15 protein-coding genes and 1 pseudogene are annotated in these 17,524 nt (G+C 51.5%); 2 read left to right on the forward strand and 14 right to left on the reverse strand.

The features are described 5' to 3' along the window. From V8F51_RS08925 to V8F51_RS08935, 3 genes and pseudogenes are all read right to left on the reverse strand, one after another. A pseudogene (locus tag V8F51_RS08925) lies at window positions 1-1,629 on the reverse strand (hypothetical protein); the annotation flags it as partial. 178 nt (window positions 1,630-1,807) lie between these two features. Beyond that, complete coding sequence (locus tag V8F51_RS08930) at window positions 1,808-2,620, reverse strand: chitobiase/beta-hexosaminidase C-terminal domain-containing protein (protein WP_337099838.1); 813 nt, start codon at window positions 2,618-2,620, stop codon at window positions 1,808-1,810. Window positions 2,621-3,283: 663 nt separating this feature from the next. Further along, on the reverse strand, window positions 3,284-4,048 hold the full coding sequence (locus V8F51_RS08935; protein ID WP_337099839.1) for a sugar phosphate isomerase/epimerase family protein: 765 nt from the start codon (window positions 4,046-4,048) through the stop codon (window positions 3,284-3,286). Window positions 4,049-4,142: 94 nt separating this feature from the next. Here V8F51_RS08935 and V8F51_RS08940 point away from each other — a divergent pair, with 94 nt between their 5' ends. After that, a complete protein-coding gene (locus tag V8F51_RS08940) occupies window positions 4,143-5,006 on the forward strand; it encodes an AraC family transcriptional regulator (protein ID WP_337099840.1) in 864 nt (287 codons plus the stop codon). Here V8F51_RS08940 and cntE read toward each other — a convergent pair. The 11 genes from cntE to V8F51_RS08995 form a co-directional block, all read right to left on the reverse strand. Continuing rightward, window positions 4,973-6,172: a staphylopine family metallophore export MFS transporter CntE gene (gene cntE / locus V8F51_RS08945; RefSeq protein WP_337099841.1), complete on the reverse strand. Its 1,200-nt coding sequence runs from the start codon at window positions 6,170-6,172 to the stop codon at window positions 4,973-4,975. The two genes, V8F51_RS08940 and cntE, sit on opposite strands and share 34 nt — an antisense overlap. Before the next feature lie 13 nt (window positions 6,173-6,185). Further along, window positions 6,186-6,932, reverse strand: a complete 747-nt coding sequence (locus V8F51_RS08950) for an ABC transporter ATP-binding protein (RefSeq protein WP_337099842.1) — start codon at window positions 6,930-6,932, stop codon at window positions 6,186-6,188. Next, window positions 6,926-7,738, reverse strand: coding sequence for a staphylopine uptake ABC transporter ATP-binding protein CntD (gene cntD / locus V8F51_RS08955; protein WP_337099843.1), 813 nt, complete (start codon window positions 7,736-7,738; stop codon window positions 6,926-6,928). Before cntD ends, V8F51_RS08950 begins: the two co-directional genes overlap by 7 nt. Further along, entirely contained in the window at window positions 7,719-8,606 is an 888-nt protein-coding gene (gene cntC, locus V8F51_RS08960) for a staphylopine uptake ABC transporter permease subunit CntC (RefSeq protein WP_337099844.1), read from the reverse strand. The genes cntD and cntC overlap by 20 nt, the downstream gene beginning before the upstream one ends. Further along, the gene (opp1B, locus tag V8F51_RS08965; RefSeq protein ID WP_337099845.1) at window positions 8,606-9,538 is read right to left on the reverse strand and encodes a nickel/cobalt ABC transporter permease; all 933 of its coding nucleotides are present in this window, start codon (window positions 9,536-9,538) and stop codon (window positions 8,606-8,608) included. Before opp1B ends, cntC begins: the two co-directional genes overlap by 1 nt. A gap of 9 nt (window positions 9,539-9,547) precedes the next feature. Continuing rightward, window positions 9,548-11,167 carry a staphylopine-dependent metal ABC transporter substrate-binding lipoprotein gene (gene cntA, locus V8F51_RS08970; protein ID WP_442956411.1) on the reverse strand — a complete coding sequence of 540 codons (1,620 nt, stop codon included), beginning with the start codon at window positions 11,165-11,167 and terminating at the stop codon, window positions 9,548-9,550. A 294-nt stretch (window positions 11,168-11,461) separates the two neighbouring features. Next, window positions 11,462-11,611 (reverse strand): 50S ribosomal protein L33, encoded by a 150-nt coding sequence (rpmG, locus tag V8F51_RS08975; RefSeq protein ID WP_337099846.1) that lies wholly within the window; start codon window positions 11,609-11,611, stop codon window positions 11,462-11,464. A gap of 226 nt (window positions 11,612-11,837) precedes the next feature. Then, a complete protein-coding gene (locus V8F51_RS08980; protein WP_337099847.1) occupies window positions 11,838-13,319 on the reverse strand; it encodes a sulfatase in 1,482 nt (493 codons plus the stop codon). Window positions 13,320-13,326: 7 nt separating this feature from the next. Continuing rightward, window positions 13,327-14,193, reverse strand: a complete 867-nt coding sequence (locus V8F51_RS08985) for a carbohydrate ABC transporter permease (protein ID WP_337099848.1) — start codon at window positions 14,191-14,193, stop codon at window positions 13,327-13,329. Between the two features lie 9 nt (window positions 14,194-14,202). Beyond that, window positions 14,203-15,075, reverse strand: coding sequence for a carbohydrate ABC transporter permease (locus V8F51_RS08990; protein ID WP_337099849.1), 873 nt, complete (start codon window positions 15,073-15,075; stop codon window positions 14,203-14,205). Beyond that, a complete protein-coding gene (locus tag V8F51_RS08995; protein ID WP_337099850.1) occupies window positions 15,072-16,373 on the reverse strand; it encodes an ABC transporter substrate-binding protein in 1,302 nt (433 codons plus the stop codon). Before V8F51_RS08995 ends, V8F51_RS08990 begins: the two co-directional genes overlap by 4 nt. A gap of 210 nt (window positions 16,374-16,583) precedes the next feature. On the opposite strand from V8F51_RS08995, the gene V8F51_RS09000 reads away from it, so the two are divergent. Continuing rightward, complete coding sequence (locus V8F51_RS09000) at window positions 16,584-17,519, forward strand: AraC family transcriptional regulator (RefSeq protein WP_337099851.1); 936 nt, start codon at window positions 16,584-16,586, stop codon at window positions 17,517-17,519. Window positions 17,520-17,524: the final 5 nt, after the last annotated feature.

Below are 17,524 nucleotides of genomic sequence, written 5' to 3' on the forward strand. Positions count from 1 at the left end.
GTTTGCCGCCACGCTTAGCGTCGCTGTTCCGCCTACATTCACTGTCTTAGCCGTCGGCTGCGTTCCGATCGTTGGCGTTGCCGCGTTCACGATGGGATTTACAACAACCGAAGCTACGCTGCTCGTCACCGTAGCCGTCTTCGTCCCGTTCGCGCTCGCGTTCGTGTTCGTAACGATGACGTAGTAATATCTCGTACCAGCCGCTGTCGTCGGCGCGTTATAGCTCGAACTGCTGGCTCCGCTCACAAGCGTGCCTCCGGACGTACTGTTCGCCGTGTTGCTGTACCACTGATAACTTAACGCTCCGCCGTCGCTCACGCTGGCCGCCACGCTAAGCGTCGCCGTTCCGCCCACGTCCACCGTCCGCCCCGTCGGCTGCGTCCCAATGCTCGGCGTTGCTGCATTGGTCAACAGCGTAGCAGCCCTGACTTGACTAATGGATCCGTTATTCTCCATCCAAAATGCATATAAACTACCATTAAATACTTGAAGGGAAGGGTACGCTGCGTTGATGCCTGTATTCACGTTAAGACCGGTCGTACCGCCATCATCCATACTTGACCAAGTCGTGCCGTCGTACTTTTTTACCCGAACCTGAGCAATCGATGCGTTACTTTCAAGCCATATTGCATATAGAGCATTATTGTACACGGTCAATTTAGGTACGGATGCGTTCCTCGCGGCATTTACGTTCAATCCGCTCGAACCGCCACCGTCTGCGAACGTCCAGCTTGCTCCATCATATTTCTTAACCCTGATCTGATTACTTTCAGACCATGTTGCATATAGAGCGCCGTTGAATTCAACCAATTCGGGCATTATTCCGTGGGCATAAGCCGGATCCGCGTTCAAGCCGGTTGCCCCGCCGCCATCCGCGCTCGTCCAGCTAGTGCCGTTATATTTCTTCACTCGTACCTGGAAGAAGGCAGTATCGCTTTCATACCAAGCTAGATATAAGGCATTGCCGAATACCGCCATTGTAGGATACATCGCAGAATTGGCGGTATTGATGTTCAATCCGGTTAAGCCTCCGCCGTCTGCGCTGATCCAACTGGCGCCGTTAAAGCTCATAACACGAATTTGATAGACACCGTTAACCGACTCATACCAACTGACATATAAGACGTTATTTGCCACGGCCAGACGGGGAGCGTTTGCGCTTCCCGATGCGTTCCCAATAAGCCCTCCGCCATCTACGCTGGTCCAACTGCTGCCTCCGTTATACCTCTTTACTCGTATTTTCCCGCTTTCCTGCCATGCCGCAAATAAGACGTTACTGTAGACAGCAAGGTCAGGATTAATCGCTGACAGCGACGTATCGATATTTAATCCGGTCGCACCGCCGCCGTCAACGCTGCTCCATGATGTCCCGTTATAGCTCTTAACGCGGATCTGATCGACCGTTGCGGACTTTTCGGTCCATGCCGCATAAAGGACATTGTTGTATACGGCTGTACGCGTATTTAGCCATGAGCCATAAGCCGGATTCACGTTCAAGCCGTTAGCGCCGCCGCCATCCGCCATCACCCAGTTAGAGGCTGCCGCCTTTGCCGTTCCGGGCGGTAGAAAGGGAATAATTAGACTTGCCAATAACAGATATATCATCGTTCTGCGCATTAGAAGCTTCATATTGACCGCATTCCTCCTTATAATCGAATATTTTTACGAAAAGAAAATCGACGTTTCCATAACAATTCCAAATTCAATTATAGGGTTTGAATCCAAAAAAATGACCTACCCATGACGGGTAGGTCTGCGACTAAATAGGGTAGTATTTCCAAAATAACAAAGCTCCTGCAGAATCGAGCTACGAACTTGCAGGGACGCTCATTGCGCCCTCGCCTCTGTGCGGCTCGTATCCGGAAATGCTATAAATGCTTGGCCGGCCGCTAGAATGGCTGTCGGTAAAGTCATCCGTATCCGTCATTCCGATAAGCTGATTGTCCTTGTAAACGTTATAGATTCGAGCATCCTCGACCTTATCCCAAGTGATTCGTGCCGCAGACCCGAACGCCTCCACCTTCACATTGGACGGGCTCTCGAGCGGAGACTCATGCAAGGCCAGAAAGCCGATCTGCGAAACCTTAACCGGTCCCGTCATCCCGCCCGCATCGGTTATCGATGTATAGATCATATAACCGGCTGGATCGGGAACGTCGGTCAACGTATGGTAAGCATCCATTTCGCTCTTCGTCTGACCGATCGCAATCAGCGTCTTTCCATCTGTCGGCTCGAATTTCGCCAGCCCCGAAGGCGCTCCGATCGTATAAGCCGCGCTTCCGATCGCGGAGTTCGTCAGGGCGGACTTCACGGCAATCGCTTTAACCGTTAAGCTGCTCGACACGGTGATCGGCGAGCTGTATACGGTCGAGCTCGTACTCGGATTCGAGCCGTTCGTCGTATAGTAGATGGTCGCTCCGCTTGTAGCGCTTGCAATCGTCACGGTCTGCGGGCCCCTGTACGTTCCCCCTGCCGGGGTGAAGGTCGGCGTTGCCGCCGAGGTAACAACGGAGGTATGCGTATAGCTGTAGCCCCATTGCGTCGTATCCTTCTGCGTCGTGCCGATCTGGTACGTGAACCAGTAGCTAATGACGAATGACAGCGCTTGCAAATAAAACAATAGACATAAGCAGGACATAAATTGCCTTCATACCTCTACGCATTTTGAACATCACGCCAAACTCCCTCTCTTGAAAATATAGATGCTGCATTTGCCGTTTTGTTTGCCCCTTGATGCTTCGATACGCAGTGTAAACCCGTTTTTGCTCTCCCCTTTCCTTTTGCTGTGATAATACTAACACTCGCAAAACAGGGCAGTATACCGTCATATTTTTGATCGTTGCGCATAATTTTAGGACTTGATTTGAAGAACAAAATCACCTAACGGTGAATTATCGTACTAGCCGAAGGTTACAGCGCTTATTAGGTGCATTTCGTCGAACTAATCTTAGTTGGCACACGGTTGCGAGCTCGATAGTTGCTTTTCATCGAACTAATTCGGCCGATTCACCACCCACTCACCAAACTAGCCCGTTTAGTTGCCTGATATCGAACTATACAGGCAGCTCGCTTGGTACAAGACTAATTAGTTGCCTAGAATGACACTATAGCGGATTAGCTGTCTTTTGGAGCGTACCGCCTTATGACGTGTAGGAGCTCACCCCCCTTTCCATTTATTTAAGCACCAAATCGCACCACGAGTTATCCACAAATCTTAGAGGTCCTTAATTTCCTAAATAACAAAAAAACAGCCTGACCCTGAGGTCAGACTGCCATCTACTATTCACTTAAACTTCTGTTTCATAAAAGCCAGAGCCGCCGGAAGCTCTTCCTCCGGATGATTCGTATTGCACTCTGCGGAAATAAGACCGGAGTAACCTGCCTTCTTCAGCGACTCCACGAACGGTCCATACGGGTATTGCCCCGTTCCCGGACTTAACCGCCCCGTATCCGCCACATGAATATGAGCCAGCCAGTCCTTATGCTCCACCAGCGTATCCAGCGGTTCGTTCTCCTCATCCATATGGTAAAAATCGGCCAATACACGTATGGATCGGCGGTTAGCCTGTCCCGCGAAAGCGACTGCCTCCGCAACGCTATTGATAAGATTCGTTTCTTTCCTATTCAGCGGTTCAATCGCTACCGTAACGCCGGTCCCATCGAATTCGTCGCCCATCCAGCCAAGCAGCCGCGAGAATTGCTCTTCCGCGCGTCCCCTATCCCAGCCATCCGGTATATGCCTTGCACGACCGCTGCCGAGTACCACAATACGAGCGCCGATTCGGTTCAATGCCGCAGCTGCCTTCGACACATAGCGGCGTGTGCGTTCCGAATCGGTATCCGGACCGACAACCGGCAAGCCGTTCGGAAAAAAGACGTTAAACGCTAGCGCCGGCAGCGGACTATCGATAAACTTCGGCAATATCTTCTCGAATTCCGATTGATTCTCGAGCATTAACGAGGTGACCGTGCATTCGATGTAGTCAAATCCCAGCGAGCGAAGCGTCTCCGCCTCGTCAATCCCTTTACACCATCCGAACGAATACATGTTACCGCCCCTTTATTTGTTTCTTACTTCCATTATAAGATGGTGATAAGGAACCGGAATGCTTCATAGTAACCTGAACATGTCATTTCGTACGATGTCAAAACATAAGGGAGCTTGGACCGTGAGCAGCTTGAACTTATTCGATGAGCTTTCAGAGCATGTCATGCTTCGCATCTATGCTTGCGGAGAAGCCATTCATTCTGATGGCTGGATCGAAAACAAACAGCATCCCGATTACGACCTATGGTTTATTCGCAAAGGGAACATTGAAATCCGGATTGACGAACAAGTCCACCTGGCATCGGAAGGAGATTTGATTCTTTTTAGTCCGAAGGTTGCCTATACGGCTACGAACCTAGGTGCCGAATGCAGCTTTATTTTCACTCACTTTCATTTTAGTCTGGGAAATCACCTTAGAATTCTAGACAATTATTCACTGGAAGGCATTATGGCAAGCTCGCTAGTACAGGAGGAAATGGGCTTGTACCTAGACACTTTCAACCAACATATGCACGGCATTCCGATGTCGGCGATCCGATTGAAAGGAGCGCTCACGATTCTAATTGCAAAGATCTTGGAATGTTATGGGCGCGGGGATTACCAAGGGGGATTTGCGAAACATGTCCCTGCTCGGAATCGAAACACGAATCTGCAGGCGCTGCAGCCTGTATTTGCGTTTATCCAAGATCGTCTGCATCAGCCGATTCGCATTGGAGAGCTTGCTGAACTAGCGGGCATGTCCGAGAAGTATTTCATCCTTTATTTCAAACAGGCTTTGGGCATTACTCCGGGTTCGTATATTTACCAATTGAAAATGAATCGGGCCCGCGAGTTGTTGTACAGCAGAACGTATTCGATCCAGCAAATCGCAGGATTGCTCGGATACCCCGATCCGTACAGCTTCTCGAAGGCATTCAAAAAATATTACAAAGTACCGCCCTCAAAGTTCGTGTGGTAATTTCGGAAAGCAATAACAACCGTCGAAGCAGCCAAGAATGCACAGACCATGTACATAAAGGAGTACGAGGATACATCCGCTACCGGCCCCATAATGATACCGCCTAACGAAACACCTAAATCAGTCATCGCAATAAATAACCCGATCATCACGTTCCGGTTCGTCTGGGGCAAGGCGAAGGAGAGATACGTAGTCAACGTCGGATAGAGGAGCGCTTGCCCCAGTCCCATTAGCAAGGCGCCTGCATAGAAAGGCGCGGCTCCCCACCATAATGAAGCACTCACGCAAAACGCCGCAGCAGCTATTAGGCACATCGTTCCCATGATGAAGAGGGAATGCCACCTCCCATCGGAAGGAATCCTCTTGCTTAACGCGTACCGGGCAATGACGACTGCACCTGCCTGAAGCATCAAATAAACGCCCGCATTGCCGCTTTTCAATTGCGCAGCGTACAGAGGCATAAAGGTCGTAATAGAACCAAATACGATAGAAGCCGCAACCATCAATACGCTGCATCTGAACAAATCGCGATTTTTGACCAGCTGGCCGAGCGAACCTAACGTGCTCATTCGCTGCACGGTCCGATCCCCATTCGCAGCAGCGACATTCGTGGATTGATCCAGCTTGACCGTATAACCGAATAATCCGGTGAAGACCGCAATCGTCACCATCGTTATGGCAAAGGCATCCATGCTGCCGGATTGCCAGATTCCAAGAGCCAAGAGCGGCCCGATCATGCCTGGGATATACGTAAACAACGAATAGAAGGAAATGCCCTGAGAGCGCTCCTTCTCCGGCAAAGCGTCAATGATGCCGATATGCAAAGCCATGGAAAAGAAAGCGGTGCATACGCCTTGCAACATACGGGCGGCGAAATAACCCTCCAATCCGGTTACCGTATATAAGATCAAAGCGCAGCCATTCATAATAAGGATAAATCGCAGTACTTTAATCGGCCCGTACTTCTCGACAATAGCGCCTGCCCAAGGCCGGAAGCACATCGAGGCCAGCATGTAGGCTCCCATGATCAAGCCGATGGTCGTGCTGCTGGCCCCTGCCGATTCCCCGCGTAACGGGATGATGACATTCAATATGGAATTGGCGCTGAAATAAAGCAAAGCCAACAGATATAACCGCAGAAAAGGCCAGGACATTGCTCCGCTCACTTTATGTACTCCTTTAGAACGTTATGATGTGGCGCAGCAGCCTTCTCGCATAGGGAGACTGAACGTCCTTCAGATGCTTCGCAGGAACGATTTCTTCGACCTGCCCCTCGTGGAAAATAACGATCCTATCGCAAATGTAAGCTGCCGCCTGAATATCATGCGTAATGAAAACATAGCTCATTTGGTAGACGTCCTTGAGCTCCTTCAACAATTCCAGAACCTGCATTTGAACGGAAACGTCGAGAGAGCTGATTGCTTCATCTAATAGAAGGAACGAGGGGTCCGTCGCGAGCGCTCTGGCAATGCAGACTCGCTGCGCCTCTCCGCCCGACAGCTCATGGGCGTATTTGCTTTTGTATGAGGCGTTCAAGCCTACTGCTTGCAGCAAATGAGCGACCTTGCCCTCACGATCCGCCTTTGTCCTTCTCAGAGCTTCCAACGGTTCCGCAATCGCTTGTTCCACCGTAAAGAAAGGATTTATGGAAGACGTATAATCCTGGAACACGGCACTCATGCTCCCTAATCTGACTTTGCGATCCCCGACGTTCTGTCCTTCGAAAAGAATCGTTCCGCGATCGGGCCACTCCATGCCCAATATCAAACGACCAAGCGTAGACTTCCCGCTCCCGCTTTCTCCGATAATGCCGAGGCATTCCCCGCTCTCGCATTCAAAGCTGACGTTGCGCAAAACCTGCTGCTTTTCTTTAGCCAAGAGTCCTCCTCTTCCGTACGCTTTATCAACCCCCGCGACCTTCAGCAACGGATCTCCTCCCTCATCAAGCGCTTAAAATAATTGCTTAACGCCGATCGGGTAGAAACCAGATGCTTGGTATAGAGATGCTGGGGATTACGAAAAACGCTAGCGATGCTTCCGCGCTCGACAATTTCCCCATCCTTCATGACCAGCACGTCGTCGGCAATTTTCTGAACCACGGCTAAGTCATGCGAAATGTAGATCATGGAGCAATCCCTCTCCCTCAGCTTCAACAACTGCTCGACGACCTCGTATTGCGCGATCGTATCCAGCGCCGTCGTCGGTTCATCGGCGATAATCAGATCGGGCTTCAGTACCAACGATAACGCAATCATAATCCGCTGCAGCATGCCGCCCGACAGCTGATGCGGATATTTGCGCATGATTTCTAGCGGATTTTTGAGCAGGACGTTTTCCATCGCATGCTTCATCTGATGGACGGCCTCGGTGGTGCTCCAGTCAAAGTGCTGGCGCAGCGTTTGCTTCAAATGAACCCCGACGACGCAAGAGGGATCAAATGCGGACATCCCGTTTTGAAGGATCATGCACAGCTGCTTGCCTCGTTTTCTTCTCATGTCTTTTTCGGAAAGCTCGTTTAGATTGTCGCCTCGGAATACAATGTCGCCGGATTGCCTCAGCCATGGTTTGTTTAATCTCATCACGGCTCTGCAGGTTACGGACTTCCCGCTTCCGCTCTCTCCCACGATCGCCAGCGTGCTGCCCCGCCCTAATTGAAAGGAGCTATGCGGGATTACGACTTTCCCCGTGTTCATATCCTGGATCCTTAAGCCTCTAACCTCTAACAAAGCCATAAGCGGACTCCTTTGCTTCGGTTTCATGATGCTTGTTTTTCGATGACCTTAACTTGGGATCAAGAGCCGCTTGAAGACCATCCGCCACAAAATTGAAAGCCGACACCACGACGACAATGGCAAGACCGGGGGCCAGCATAAGCTCGGGTCTCGTGAACATGACCTCCCTCGCCTCGTTCAGCATCATCCCCCATTCGGCATGCGGAGCTTGAATGCCCAATCCGAGGAAGGAGAGACCGGATATTTGCAAAACCATTGAACAGATCGAGCTGCTGGCAATGACCGCGATATCGGATAACGTCACGGGAACGATGTGCTTGTATATCGTTCGGATAGGGCTAATGCCGGATGCCTTGGCGAACCTTACATAATCCGTCTCGGTATATTGCATGACGGACGTTCGAATGACTCGGGCGAACCAAGCCCATTTCATAACCGCGAAAGCGATCAATATATTTTCCAGACCGGCGCCTAAAATACCGACAACGGCCAACGTCATCACGTAGCCCGGGAACGAGAGCATCACGTCGCAAATCCGCATGATGACGGCATCGATAATCCCCTTCGCATATCCGGCGACAAAGCCGACTATTGATCCAACTCCCACCGAAAGCATCAACGCCGCAAGCACCCATAGCACGCTAGGCCTGATGCCGTAAATCAATCGGGATAAAATACATCTCCCCAAATGATCGTTGCCCAGAAGATACGCCCATGACGAGCCCGCGAACCGAAGCTTCATATTGACGGCATAAGGGTCATGCGGCGCTATGACCGGCGCGAACGCGCCTGCCGCCAAGACGATCGCAATGACGAACAAAGAGATTGCGGCGAGCTTATCCTTGCACAAACGTCGTAATACCCCCATCACATATCCCTTCTTAGCTTCGGATTCAGCGCTGCGCCCACGATATCGGAAACCGTATTGAACAGCACGAATGCCACGGCCAATAGAAGCACGTAAGCTTGGATGATCGGAAAATCTCTGCTCAGGATCGATTTGACGCTTAACCTTCCTAAGCCGGGCCACGCAAACACGTTTTCGATGACGACCGTGCTGCCGAGCACAATCGGGATCGCCATGCAAAATATCGAAATCGAAACTTGCAATGAATTTCGCAAAATATGCATCGTGATTTTTCTCTCCGATATGCCGCATGCTCTTCCATACAGCACATAATCTTCGTTCATGTTGCTTATAACAGAGCTTCTGACGTTCCGGAAGTACATACCTGCATAGCCGATCGTAATAACGGTTACCGGCAAAATATAGCTCAGCCCGGATTCCATCCCGCTTGTCGGCAGCAGGTCTAATCGAACGGAAAAATACCAAATCATCATCGCGGCCAGCCAATAAGACGGCATAGCGGTCAGAAGAAACGCCGTTCCTCTGACCGTTTTGTCTACAACTCCGCCTTCTCTCATGGCGCATATCACACCCAATAAGACAGACAAAGCAATGATCGCAATAGAGGAAACCATCGTCAGCTTTAATGTATTAAGAAAGGCCGGGCCTATCAACGACCAGACGGGCTGCCCCGTTATGTACGAGCTTCCGAAATCCAATCGGAGACAGGATAGCAGCCAATCGAAATACCGAATCATAAACGGTCTGTCGAAGCCCAGCTCCTCGTTCTTCTGAGCAATCAATTCTTCCGTTATCTGAGGAATCTCCTGCGCGTGCAAGACGACCTCGGCGGGATCCATGGGCGATAAATTGATTAATATAAACGTCAAAAAAGAGATAACGATAAGCAATGGAACGGCCATGAACAGCCTTCTTGCCAAATAGGTTCCCATCGAAGACTCTTATTCGAATTTCAGCCGTTCGAACGGCAGCTCGAATTGCGTCTGCTTGAAAGATATGCCGGTTACGTCCGCCCGCGCCACGACCGTAACGCTGCCGTTCGTAATCGGAATAAAGACAGCCTCGTCATGGACGATCGTCAAGATGCGGGCGTATAACGCCTTCCGCTTGGCCTCGTCCGTCTCTACCATCACTTCCTCAATGCTCTTGTACAGTTCTTCCGCCCTGGCAATACCGCTCGTCGTATGCAGGTAGGCAGAGCTGGAAGTAAACGCCGCGATCGTGCTTTGCGGATCATACGCTAGTCCCCATGTTTGATTAAACAACAAGTCATATTCCCCGGTTGATCTTCTGTTCGCGATCGACGTCGATTCCTCGCCGATAATGTCCAGCTGCATGCCGATTTCTTGCAATGAGCTTTGGATAAACTCGGCCTGCGTTTTTTGCGAGGACGAATTCGAATCATAATACAATTGAAGCGTTAGAGTGCGGCCTGCTTTCGTTCTTACTGCGGCATCGTTCTCGTGTTTCCAGCCCGCCTGCGTAAGTAACTGTTTGGCTTGATCCAAATCATAATCCCGCTTCTTCAGATCGACATCCGCATAATTTACATTGGAAGAGAATAGCGTATTCGCTGCTGCCTCCGTGCCGTTAAAAATAGCGTCGCTGATCGTTTCTCTATCGATCGCATTCCAAATCGCTTCGCGAACGGCCGTTTCGCTTACCGGACTTTCCGATTTGCTGCTATTAGCGACAATCATTTTCGTGTTCATGGGATCGCTTCGAACGAGCTGATAGTCGCCGGACTCCACTAATCGGTTCATCGCTTCCACGTCGATGCTGTCCGCGCCGCGATCATCCGTAAACACGAAGTTGACCTCCCCTTTCTGCAAGGCGAGCAACGTCGTTTCTCCTGCCGGCAGCACCTTCGAGGTCACTTTCTTAATCGCGGGCGCGCCGTTCCAATAGCTCTCGTTCGCTTCGAACGTCGCATACTCATCGACTTTATGATCGGCGAGCTTGTAAGGCCCGGTGCCGTGATAGCCGCTTACCCCCTCTTTGGTACCCCCGTTAATAAAATCCTTCGGCGAAATGAATACGAACGGCCTCGTCATGGAGAGCTCCAATAAAGTCGGGTAGTAGGGCTCCGACAGCTCCAGCTCGGCGGTATATTCGTCTACTGCCGTTACCTTGACTAATTTCGTCGATAGTTTGATCCAAGCGTGCTTCTCCGCATTGCTTTGTACGGCTTCTAGGTTTTGTTTCACCGCTTCGGCGTTGAACGGCTCCCCGTCATGGAACTTCACGTCTTTCCTCAAATGGAACGTGTATGTTTTGCCGTCGTTCGAGATGTCCCAGGACTCGGCGAGAAGAGGCTTGATGCCTTCTGCCGTGTTCTCGACCAACGATTCATACACCATCCCTTGGGCCGGCATCGATCCCGCGTACAAATGGGGATTCATGTCATTGATGTCTTTGGACGATGCATAGACTAATTCGGCAGCTTCTTCTAAATCTGCAGATCCGTCAGCCTCTTCCGTTTTGCTTTGGCTGCAGCCGGCTAGCAGAATGATGGAAACGATAAACAAAAGCATGAAACGAGTTTTATTTCTTCTTTTCACAATAAATCCTCCTATAGTTCAATCACTAAAGCGTAATTATTACGATTATGGTTCAAAAAAAAGAACTCCCTGCTGCCGGACTCACTGAGGTTGCGTTTGCCTGTATTTCATACAGTCTAATCGTCCAAAATCGTCAGCGAGTAACTTTTGAGTGGAAATTATACAGTCATAGCCGGCATTTTAGCCCTAAGCAACCATTTTGCGTCCATTTGACTGCTTTAAATCCAATCAAACTCTGAAAATGTCTCAATCCTAGCCGTTAGATTGGATCAAATCCAGTCTAATCAAATCCCGCTATCTCGTTTCCCTATGCAAAGTAACCCGCTTCAACCTCGGACTGTATTTGCGAAGCTCAAGCCGGTGAGGCGTCGTTCTTTTATTTTTCGTCGTCGTGTAGTTTCTGTCTCCGGTTTCCGTGCAAGCAAGCGTAATCGTAACGCGCATGTCATTCACCCTTTCGTTATTCGTAATTATTACGATTATAGTCGAACAGATTTTTCCATGTCAAGCGTTGCGAGAAAAATAAATGACTCGAAAAGGCCTCGACCCGCATCAAGCGGATCGAGGCCTTTATCACTACCGAACGATTCTGAAAGCCGATCTGCTTGCCGCTGACCGTATCGTACCCATCGTTGAACGGAACCCGGCTTGGCGAGGTAATGCTGATTCTCTACTCGTCTTCCGCTTTGATTCCAAGGCGCTCGTATTGCTCCACCGGCGCTTCGTTCTCTTTCATAAGCTTTTTCAAATGAGCAACCATCCGTGCTTCGATCTCCGCATCAGCCAGCGGCTTGGCCTGCTGCGGATCCTCGACGACATCGTACAGCAGCGTGCCGTATTCGTGCAGATTCCCGTAGGTTCGCGCCGGGATCTTAAGCGGCTTGACGCCCTTCGTGAAAGCAAAGGGTTCCGCCAGTTCCAACTGCTGCAGCTCACTCGTATGGAACCTGCTGCGCATATGGGTCGGCATTAACGTATAGTCGTACAACGGTCCGTTTTCTTTGGCAGCGGCCGACCTCATATAGACGTAGCGGCCGTCCGTCACGTTGACGTGTCCGCCGTGAATGCCGAACAGCGCCGCTTCCCGAACCGGCTCGTCCTTCTCTATCGTGCTCCGCAATGGCTTTCCTTGCATATCCTTCGGCAGTTCCACTTGGAAGAAGTCGAGCAGCGTCGCCGGAAGATCGATCGTTTGCACCAAGCTAGCCCTTCGCTCGCCCTTCACCCCGCTTCGAGGATCCCAGATAAACATTGGCGTATGCGCCACTTCATTGTAGAACGGCTGCACGCATTTGGCCCATTGATCGTGCTCGCCAAGCAGGAATCCGTGGTCCGTGTTCACGATCAGCAGCGTATCCTCCCACAAATCGAGACGGTCCATCGTATCCAGCACTTTCCCCAAATAATGATCGCACATCGTCAACAGAGCGGCGTATTCGAGACGCATATGCTCCACGTCCTCCGCCGACTCCGTGACGGGACCGTACACCGGCCAATCGGCAAGCCGCCCTTCGTACTCGTGAGCGTACAGCTTCTTGAATTCCTCGGGACTGAAGAAAGGCTCATGCGGGTCGAATGTCTCGATTTGGAGAAACCAATGGTCCTCTTTATGATTCTGCTCGATGAATTCCAAGCCGCCGGCGAATGTCTGCGCCTGGGGAAATTGATCGGTCTCCACGATATATTTGCGGTTAATTTGGTCATGACGGAACATTTTGCGCGCGATTGGATGAAGGTTCTCCAGATTAAGGCCGTCCGGATGGCGAACCTCGCCCTTCCATGGATCCCCTTCTTGACCGCGTATCAGCTCGAAAGACTGGTAACGCGGATGATATGTCCCGCCGCCGTCCTCCCAATAATGCTGATGGTCGGTAATCAAATGGGTATACACGCCCGCTTCTCCCAGCTTCTCGATGGCGGAATCGTCGAAGGGCTCAAGCGGCCCCCAGCTGCGATGCAGGAAGTTATGCCTTCCTGTATGAAGCTCCCTGCGGGCCGGCATGCAGGGCATGCTTCCGACGTAGCTGTTGTCGAACACGACCGTCCGTTCGGCCAACCGCTTGAAGTTGGGCGTCCGAATCCAATCCGGTCCGCCGTAAGGAGATAACATATGCCGGTTCAACGTATCGAACATAACCATAATGGCTTTCATTAATTGCTCATCCTTTCACACTAGATGCCATAACGCTGCGAATGAACTGCTTTTGGAACACGAAAAACATGACGATGATCGGCAGCGATACGAGCAAGGAAGCCGCCATCAACAAATTGTATTGAACTCCATGTTCGCCCCGGAACACTTGCAGGCCGAGCTGAAGCGTACGCATAGACTCGCTGTTCGTGTAAATTAACGGATGGAAGAAGTCATTCCAGACGCTGACGAATTTGAATATGCCGAGCGTCGCGACCAGCGGGCCGCTCTGCGGCAAGTAGATCGCAAAAAACAACCGTAGATACCCCGCCCCGTCAATATAAGCCGCCTCGTCGAGCGCCTTCGGGAACTGCAAGTAAAATTGGCGCGCCATAAAGATGCCGAACGCTCCCGCGAGCTCCGGCACGATCAAGGCGTAGTAGCTGTCCAGCCAGCCGTTGCCTCCGGCGCCGAGCCAATCATTGCCGCCGAACAGCGGGATCGACTTCATGATCAGAAACTGCGGAATTATGACGACCTGCGCCGGAACCATCATCCCGGCGAGCATCGTCAGAAAGATCGGCACATTGCCCTTGAACGCAATGCGTGCGAATGTGAAGCCGGCGAGCGCGTTGATCAGCAGGCTTCCGGCCACGACGGCGATTGTGACGACTGCGGAATTTTTGAAATAAGTCGGCCAATCCCCCATCTGCAGCGCCTTCGCGTAGTTGTCCCAATGCCAAGCATCGGGAAGGAGATTCACGGCGCCAAGCGAAAACTCCGCATCCCCCTTCATGGAGGTGAAGAATGCGATCAGCAGCGGCAGGACGGTGATCGCGGATATCAAGACGAGAACGGCATATGCCGAGCTTTGTTCTATTTTAGTAAGTCTCATCATTCACCTCTATTCGGTCGACGCGTTGCGACTGCCCACGATGTATTGGATAACCGTCACGACGAACGTAGCGGCGAGAAGGAATACGGCCATTGCGGATGCGTAGCCCATCTTGTACTCCTGAAAGCTTGCCCCTACGATTTGGGTAACGACCGTCGTGCTGGAATTCGCGGGTCCGCCCCCCGTCAGCACGAAGACAAGGTCGAACACCTGAAAGGAACGGATCGTAGCCGTAATGAACAGAAACAGCGTCATTGGCTTCAGCAGCGGGACCGTAATATGCCAGAACTTGCGCAAGGCCGACGCTCCGTCCAGACTGGCCGCTTCGTACAGGCTTTCGGAAATGCTCTGGATGCCGGCGAGAAAAATAATCATAGCGTAGCCGATTCCGACCCAAATGCCGATCAGAATGACGGAACCGAGCGAAGTGTTCGGGTCCTGCAGCCAGTTCCGGCCCTCGAGCCCGAACAGCTTCAGAAAACCGTTGATCGGGCCTTGGCGCGGATCGAACAGCCATAGCCAAGTCATCGCTACCGCTACGGATGAAATGACACCCGGCAAGTACAGAAGTGCGCGGAATACGGCGAGTCCCCGGAGCTTCATGGCCAGCAGATTGGCTAGAACGAGGCCGATGGCCATGCTCGGAACGACCGTGCCGATCCAGTACAGTGCCGTGTTTTTGATCGCCCGATGGAAAATTTCGTCGCCCCACAGACGTTCGAAGTTTTTGAAGCCGACCCATTCCGGGGCATTTAGCATCGTATAGTTCGTAAAGCTTAAATAAAGCACCCATAGAATCGGCAGCAAAATAAATATCGTAAACAGGACGACGCTTGGCGTTATAAGCAGGTAAGGTATGAAACGGTTTAACCCCCTGTTCATTGGCCCGCGATCTCCTCCCTCGCCAGCTCCGCGTTCGCTTTCAGCGCTTCCTCTACAGGACGTATGCCGTTATATGATTCTTCCAGCGCAAGGCGCAAATATTTGACGTTGATCGCCCAATTGCCGGAAGCGCCATACCCTCTGGCATCATTCAGCGCCTCGAATGCCGCCGCGTACGCAGGTCCGAGCTTCGTGTAATCATCCTTCAACGATTGAAGCGGCGGAATCGCGCCCGTCTTCGTCGTAAACTCCAGCACGCTCGCACCCTCGAACCAGAATTGAATGAACTCCCAAGCCGCTTGCGGGTGCTTCGTCTTCTGAGCGGCCGTCAAGAACGTGCCGAGCATGAGAGCCGTCCGCTTCCCTTCCGGACCTTCCGGCGGCAGCGCCCATCCGATGTTCTCTTCCCCGACCGTCTTCCTTAGCTCCGCTGCACCTTGTGCAGATGTGAACGTTAATGCGGCTAGGCTGTTCTGGAACGGCGTACCGTTTAATTGCTGCTGACTGGACGGAATAATCGCCCCTGACTTATACAAATCCACCATCTTCTGCACCAGCCCTACCGATGCCGGTGAATCGAAAGTCGGATTGCCTTCTGCATCATAGAAGTCTTCGCCGAGCAGAAGCAGCAGCGACAAGTAGGACTGCTCCCCGTTGCTCGTTTGGATATCGATGCCGCCGCGTACGGTTTGGCCGTTCTCCACGACTTTGAGCTTATCCGCAAATTCAAAAATCTCGTCGAACGTCTTCGGCGGACTCTCGGGATCGAGGCCGGCTTCCTTGAAGAAATCTTTGCGCCAAACAAGCGGACGAATTTCCGGAAGAAGAAGACCGTATTGTCCGCCTTCGTATTGGCCTGCCTCAAGAATATCCGGGAAGAAATCCTTCTCGCCTGCCCACTTAGCTTCTTGAATATATGGCGTCAAATTCAAGTATTTGCCTTGATTCACCGTCGAGATGAGTTGACCGAAGCCTAGACCGTGAACGTCCGGCTGCAATCCTCCCGAATAAGCGACGGTCAATTTCTGAAAGTAGTCCGCCCAAGGAATGAACGTCGGTTCGACGTGAATATCAGGATGGCCTTGCTCGAATTTCGCGATGAGCTCCTTGACCGCTCCCATCAAAATCTCGTCCGTGCCCGGATACCAAAACTTCAACGTGACTTTCTCGTCTTTCGTCGTTGCACCGGAACCGGCGTTGTTCGTGCCGTTCTCCGTATTGCCCGCTCCCGATGAGCATGCGGATAAAATGGATGTTGCCGTTAGCACTGTTGCAAGTGCGACCGTTATTTTTTTCACCTAGGCTTCCCCCTGCCAATAAAATGTTGAGACAAGCAGCGTGCCATCCGGTTAACCGGTCTGAAATACAAGTTAGTTATTCCTACTGGAATACTTGCCTTTATGCTTATCAATGTTTAGTATTATAGCATCGAGAGCTCAGTACGTATTTATCAGAAATGAAGATAAATGTTTCAAAAATGCAGATTTTGAAATTTGGGGGTGGCGGACATGAACAACTTTATGGAATTCAGCAATCAAAGCTCGCTTGATCATGCCAACATCAACATTCGGTGGTTGAAAGAATGGAAGCTAACGGACGTCCATCACCGGCACTTGTTCATCTTTCCGTATACCGCCTTCTGGATCGTATTGTCCGGTACGGCGACAATCGAGCTGAATCACGCTCCCTATGCGCTGAAGCCAGGCGATATCGTGTCGATTCCGTCGAAGTCGGCGCAATCATGGAAGGAGGTTGGGCATGGGGAGCCGTTCTGCTACTTGTCACTTGCGTGCGAGGCTACAATCGGGGTCATCGATCTTATCCGTTCCTATCGCTTTCCACACGTCGTGTCCGATATGCCGCTAGGAGAAATCGATGGGCTCGTCGCCGACTGGAGAAGCTTGGCGGACGAATACAACGATTTCATTCAGCTGTTCGACGATAAAGACGTCAAGTCCATGGAGAAGGGGTTCGGCGAGCATTTTCCGATGTTCATGCTGAATACGGACCAGACGATCAGGCATTTGCGGATTCGGGCGAAGGGTACATTGTGGGTTCAGCAGCTGTTCCAAACGCTGCAGCCCCGGCTGCCGGATTACCCCGTCGACTTCGATAACCGGGTGTTCGAGGTATGCGACTATGTGGAACAACGTCTGCACGAGCCGCCAACGCTCGACGAGATGGCCGCCCTCGTTTCGCTCAGCAAGGAGCAGCTTCGCACGCTTTTTCAAGCGACCTACGGCATCTCGCCCGTCAAATACGTCCGGCATGTCCGCCTGCAAAGAGCGCGGGACTTGCTAATGCTGACTTCCTATCCCGTGAAGGAAATTGCGAGAATGATCGGCTACCCGGATCAGCACCACTTCTCCAGGGCGTTCCAGCAGGCCGAGCGGTTATCTCCCCAGGGATATAGAAAGAGATTTCTTCAAGGTAGTAAGGGTTGAAGATT

The organism is Paenibacillus sp. YIM B09110, from assembly GCF_037167145.1.
Classification (GTDB): Bacteria; Bacillota; Bacilli; order Paenibacillales; family Paenibacillaceae; genus Pristimantibacillus.